The 5871-nt window shown below is 54.2% G+C and carries 5 protein-coding genes; 4 read left to right on the top strand and 1 reads right to left on the bottom strand.

Annotated elements, in window-relative coordinates; genetic code table 11:
• Positions 1-586, top strand: a 586-nt coding sequence (locus AAAB16_RS14810) for a hypothetical protein (RefSeq protein WP_340664004.1), incomplete at its 5' end; no start/stop codon positions are given.
• Positions 587-623: 37 nt separating this feature from the next.
• Positions 624-2060, top strand: a complete 1437-nt coding sequence (locus tag AAAB16_RS14805; protein WP_340664003.1) for a catalase — start codon at positions 624-626, stop codon at positions 2058-2060.
• Positions 2061-2132: 72 nt separating this feature from the next.
• Here AAAB16_RS14805 and AAAB16_RS26530 read toward each other — a convergent pair whose 3' ends face one another.
• Positions 2133-2336 carry a DUF3077 domain-containing protein gene (locus AAAB16_RS26530; protein ID WP_369335445.1) on the bottom strand — a complete coding sequence of 68 codons (204 nt, stop codon included), beginning with the start codon at positions 2334-2336 and terminating at the stop codon, positions 2133-2135.
• Positions 2337-2689: 353 nt separating this feature from the next.
• Here AAAB16_RS26530 and AAAB16_RS14800 point away from each other — a divergent pair, with 353 nt between their 5' ends.
• Together AAAB16_RS14800 and AAAB16_RS14795 are read left to right on the top strand one after the other, a co-directional pair.
• Entirely contained in the window at positions 2690-4204 is a 1515-nt protein-coding gene (locus AAAB16_RS14800; protein ID WP_340664002.1) for a DUF6531 domain-containing protein, read from the top strand.
• A 37-nt stretch (positions 4205-4241) separates the two neighbouring features.
• Positions 4242-5813, top strand: coding sequence for a DUF6531 domain-containing protein (locus AAAB16_RS14795; protein WP_340664001.1), 1572 nt, complete (start codon positions 4242-4244; stop codon positions 5811-5813).
• Positions 5814-5871: the final 58 nt, after the last annotated feature.

The following is a 5871-nucleotide window of genomic DNA, read 5'->3' as shown; positions in this document are numbered from 1 at the left end:
GCTCGTGTTCGAGCAACTGGTCGACGGCAAAGCCGGCAGCCGCGTGCCCACGGCCAAAAGCAGCTTTGCCGGCGCCGAGGTGTACAGCTACGTGTGGCCCACCAGCCTGGACAGCGGCGCGGTGGGCTTCGCGCCGGGCTCGGGCATTCTCGCCCTGGCCCTGACCTCGCACCCCGACTTCGACGACACACCGCAACTGGACGAAAACAAGGACGGCAAAAAAGACAACGACGGCGGTCTCTGGCATTCCCACTGGGTGGTGCTGACCAAGGACGCAACCTGCGGGCCCAGCGGCTTGAAAGTGCGCGACATTCCCGAAGGCAGCAAACCCAAACTCCCACCTACCTGGCCCGGCGCGCCGATCTTCATCGACTCACCCGGCTACGACCTCAGCGTGAACCAAGACGCCGCGAAAATCCGCGTGCCACTGGCCGCCGTCGGTTTTCCGAAAAACTTCAACTACGACGGCGTGACCGCCGCGCTGCAGGTAAACGCCGACCTGCACAACCCGCTGCTGTGCGTGAGCAGCGTATGGGACGTGGCCTCCGGCAACCTATCGCTGCCCGCCACCTGGTCTGCCGACTGACCCAGACGCCCCGTGTAACCAGACAAGGAGCAAGCCAATGAAAAAACTCACCACCGCATTCGGCGCGCCGGTCGTCGACAACCAGAACACCCTCACCGCCGGGCCACGCGGGCCGGCGTTGCTGCAAGATGTCTGGTTTATAGAAAAGCTCGCCCACTTCGACCGCGAAGTGATTCCCGAGCGGCGCATGCACGCCAAGGGTTCCGGCGCCTACGGCACCTTTACCGTGACCCAGGACATCAGCCGCTACACCAAGGCTGCGCTGTTTTCCGCCATCGGCAAACAGACCGATATGTTCGTGCGCTTTTCCACCGTGGCCGGTGAACGCGGCGCCGCCGACGCAGAGCGCGACATCCGCGGCTTTGCCTTGAAGTTCTACACCGAGCAAGGCAACTGGGACCTGGTGGGCAACAACACGCCGGTGTTCTTTCTACGCGACCCGCTGAAATTCCCCGACCTCAACCACGCGGTCAAACGCGACCCGCACACCGGCATGCGCAGCGCGCAAAACAACTGGGACTTCTGGACTAATCTGCCGGAGGCGCTGCACCAGGTCACCATCGTTATGAGCGACCGCGGCATACCCAGTAGCTACCGGCACATGCACGGTTTCGGCAGCCACACCTTCAGTTTTATCAACCGCGCCAACCAGCGCCACTGGGTGAAATTCACCTGGCGCACGCAGCAAGGCATTCAAAACCTCACTGATGCCGAAGCCGCGCAGGCCGCCGGTGCCGACCGCGAAACCCATCAGCGCGACCTGTTCAGCAGCATTGAGCGCGGCGAATTTCCGCGCTGGACCCTGTTTGTGCAAGTGATGCCCGAACACGAAGCCGGCAGCTACCCGATCAACCCGTTCGACCTCACCAAGGTGTGGCCGCACAAGGACTACCCGCTGCTGGAAGTCGGGGTGATTGAGCTCAACCGCAACCCCGAAAACGTCTATGCGGAGGTCGAACAAGCCGCCTTCAACCCCGGCAACGTGGTGCCCGGCATCAGCTTCTCGCCAGACAAAATGCTCCAAGGCCGCCTGTTCTCCTACGGCGATGCGCAGCGCTACCGGCTGGGCGTCAACCATGCCTCGATTCCGGTGAACGCTCCGCGCTGCCCGGTACATAGCTACCACCGCGACGGCCAGATGCGCGTAGATGGCAACCAAGGCCGCACCCTGGCCTACGAGCCCAACAGTTTCGGTGAATGGAACGAGCAACCCGACTTCAGCGAACCGCCGCTAAGCCTGGAGGGCGCGGCCGATCACTGGAACCACCGCGTGGACGCCGACTACTACTCACAGCCCCAGGCACTGTTTCGCCTGATGTCGGCCGCGCAGCAGCAAACGCTGTTCGACAACACCGCCCGAGCCATTCAGGGCGCCTCGGCCGAGGTGCAGGCCCGGCACATCCACAACTGCAACCAGGCCGATCCTTTGTACGGTGCCGGTGTGGCAGCGGCGATAGAACGCCTGACGCACTAGCCAGTACGTGCAGCCCATCGCACCCGCAGATGGCAGCACGAAAGCGGCGCCTATTACGTTAGCGGCAGCCAGCTAAGACTTACCCTCCCCCTGCTTACTGGCCTTGACCAATGCCTTGGCCATTTCGCTAAGTGTTTGCACGATGGCGGACTCGAGCCCTTTATTTACAAAGGCATCTGCCGCAGACAGGGCTTCGACGTAAATCATCAGGTTGGCGGCGCGCTCCAGGGCTCCTTCAATGGGTACGCCGAGGCTAACAGGGAAAAGGGAACCCAACGTTCATAGGGTGACAATTCACCCAAATATTGACGTGGGGTGGAGAGGCGCAAGTTAGAGCACACCGAGCCGAAAAGCGGGCTGTTGATACGGCTTCACAAAAGAGCATCGCCGTGCTTGTGAACACCTTGGCAATCCTCTACAACAAACGCCTTGGGGTGGGCGTCATGCGGCCTAGACCGTTTGCCTCTCTCGGTTGATGGAAGGGCCGAGAGGTTGAGTGGAATTGCTAGCTCGAAAGGAAAAGGACATACACATGTTCAATTTTTCGTGTGGAGAAACACATGAAAAAATAAGAAATTAGCTGGTGTTGTTTCCAGTCTTTAATATGTTTTTGGGCCATGGAGGCTTTCGTGCTGTGTACATCTTTTGCTCGAAGGACAGCATTTCTTTTAATTTCTTCTATGCCGTGCTGGATGAGCTCCGCATTTGCAGAACTTTATTATTGGACTCCACCTTCTGAAGCCGGTGTGCTCCAATATCCCACGGCGCATGGTGCATGTAATCGTTTCGCCAACTACTGGGAAGAGGCTGCAGTATTTCATGGCGACGGTCGTGTATATAATGTATCAATCATTGGTTTAGAGCCTTTTACTCAAACTTCGTATGTTTGCAAGCTGAAGCTTGTCTCCACCTATCCGCGGGGAGGAGGTGAAACAGTTTACCCGAAGGGATACGTTTCACTTAATGGCGATAGTTGCTTTTTGGGCAAAAGACTGAATCCACGCGCTGGTGAATGCGGCGCTCCAGCAGGGAAACCTGAAGGGAAAGTGTGCGCTGGAAATCCAATAGATTTAACAACTGGAAATAAATTCCAGATGGAGGTCGATTTCCCTTCTTCTGGAAGCAGCTTGGAGTTTAGTCGTAGCTACAATGGAGTGGACGGTATATGGCGCCACACCTATTCTTCTTACATACGTAAATCACTGTCGCACCTTAGTGTTATTGGCGCTCAGGGCGAAGAGCATGGGTTTGGTCTTGCTCACATTGTGGCTACACCAGAACCGACCGTGCTGGGCAAAGTTACTCGACAGCAGAACAGCTGGACCTATACGTCGAAAAATAACGAGTCCTACGTTTACGATTTGGACGATCGGCTGATTAAAGTCGTGCATGCTAACGGGAACTACGAAAATCTCGCTTATAGCGGAGGTGTTGCCACCGTTACAGATAATCGGGGGAAAAGTTTCACTTTTACTCAGGATGCACTGCATCAGCCACTAACCCTGGATGCGCCTGGGCTTAGTATTCAATATCAATACAACGAAGCAAAAATACTTACCCAAATATCCAGAACACACGGCACCCAAGTCGAGACTCGTCTTTACCACTACGAAGACCCTCGAGACCTCAAACTGTTAACCGGCATCACTGATGAAAAAGGCGTCCGCTTCGCCACCTGGTCCTACGACGATCAAGGCCGAGCCATTTCCAGCGAGCACGCCAACGGCGCTGAACACACCCAAGTGACCTACAACGAAGATGGCACCAGCACAGTCACCAACGCGCTAGGTAAGAAGACCGTCTACCACTTCACCGATGTCGGTGGGTTTAAGAAGATCGCCTCCATTGAAGGCGAACCCTCCGCCAACTGCCCCGCCAGCAATTCCACCTTCACCTATAACGACCGCGGCCAAGTCCTCACACAGACCGATGCCAAAGGCTTCGTCACCACCTACACCTACAACGACAGAGGCCTGGAAACCACGCGCACAGAAGCGAGTGGCACTCCGAAGGCCCGCAATACCACGACCACCTGGCACGCCACGTTTAACTTGCCTTTAACCGTCACCGAAGGCGGTCAAGTCACCACCTACACCTACGACACCGAAGGTCGCCAAACCAGCCACACGCAGAATGCGCTTTGAGTTAAACGGATTTAACATTTTATAAAGGGACTTGATCTTGCTAATTAATAAGCTGTCGAAAATTCTGACTTTTTTTCTCTTGATATTTTCTTCCGTTGCATGTGCCGATTTTTTTACTTGGCGTAACTTTTACAATTTTGGATTTTCTACGCCTGATGAGGCGTGCAGGAATCAATTAGAGAAAGATTGGCCAGACGGATATTTTACATTCAGTTACTCGGAGCGTGGGGGTGATGGATATTATAAGTGCATTGCCACCCTGATTGGGAATGGCACTAATCACTTTATGGCGGAAGCCAGCAGAATGGATGGTTATTGCCACCCTGGAAAAGTATTTAATCCTAATTTTCATGCATGTGAAGTTCCACCTGTTGATACAGGCAAAAAATGTAGTGATCAAACGGGGGCTACCCTTGACGATCCTCTGTTGCGGCAGAGTAACGGAGCTTGCGCATTGCTCTCCCGATCTCCTAATCAGAACGGCCGCCCCGAAAAAGAAGTAGCCTGCTCAATCGCGGGCAATCCTATCGACTTTTCATCAGGTAATAAGCTCCAAGTCGAACTAGACTACCAAGACTCTTTGAGCGACGGCCTGATGCTTCGGCGAGTTTATAATAGCGTCGATGGCGTATGGCACCATAATTTTTCTACCAACCTGAGATTAGGTTCTGACTTTATTATTTTTACCGATGCTAACGGACGAGAGAGTTATTTTACCTTGTCTGACGGAATCGCTAAATCCAATACCGGAAATATAGGAAGGCTACAAAATTTAGCTGGGGAATGGGTCTATATCGGACATAATAATGACCACTATGATTTTGATGAAAGGGGTCGCCTGATAAGGATTGAGTATGCTTCAGGCTACAAAATTCTTGTAAATTATTCGGATGCGCAAGTTATCATTTCGGACGAGACTGGTAGATCATTAACGTTAGTGGAGGGTGATAAACACCAAGTTCTAAGCGCAAGCGGTACAGGGCTTTCCGCCTCGTACCAATACAATGCCCTTAGTCTTCTTACCCAGGTGACTAGAACTCATGACGGTCAGGTCGAAACCCGTAAATATCATTACGAAGCGGCTCAGAACCCTCGGTTACTTACCGGGATTACTGACGAGCGAGGTGTTCGGTACGCGACTTGGACCTACGATGCTTCTGGGCGAGGTGTCTCTAGCGAACATGCAGGCGGCGTGGAAAAAGTGCTGATTAGCTACAACGCCGACGGCAGTTCGACGGTTACAAATGAGCTCGGTAAGAAAACGGTCTACCGGTTCCAGCTCATTCAGGGCGTTAAACGCATTGTATCCATCGAAGGCGAACCCTCCGCCAACTGCCCAGCCAGCAACTCCACCTTCACCTATAACGACCGCGGCCAAGTCCTCACCCAAACCGACGCGAAAGGCTTTATCACTACGTACACCTACAACGACCGAGGCCTGGAAACCACCCGCACCCAAGCAAGCGGCACTCCCCAAGCCCGCACTACCACAACCACCTGGCACGCCACGTTTAACTTGCCGTTAACCGTCACCGAAGGCGGCCAAGTTACAACCTACACCTACGACACCCAAGGTCGCCAAACCAGCCGAACGCAAGCTGCGCTTTAAGCCAAGGAAGGATTACACATGAATACAAGAAATTTTTCTTTAGCTTATTTTCTTCGAA

It is taken from the genome of Pseudomonas sp., assembly GCF_037994325.1.
In the GTDB taxonomy this organism is placed as follows: Bacteria; Pseudomonadota; Gammaproteobacteria; order Pseudomonadales; family Pseudomonadaceae; genus Aquipseudomonas.
The sequence above is the reverse complement of the archived record's forward strand: the minus strand, read 5'-3'. Positions and strand labels throughout refer to the sequence as shown.

What these genes read in the sequence shown, in the direction of transcription:
- AAAB16_RS14805 (WP_340664003.1), top strand. Translation starts at nt 624, where the DNA reads ATGAAAAAACTCACCACCGCATTCGGCGCGCCGGTCGTCGACAACCAG.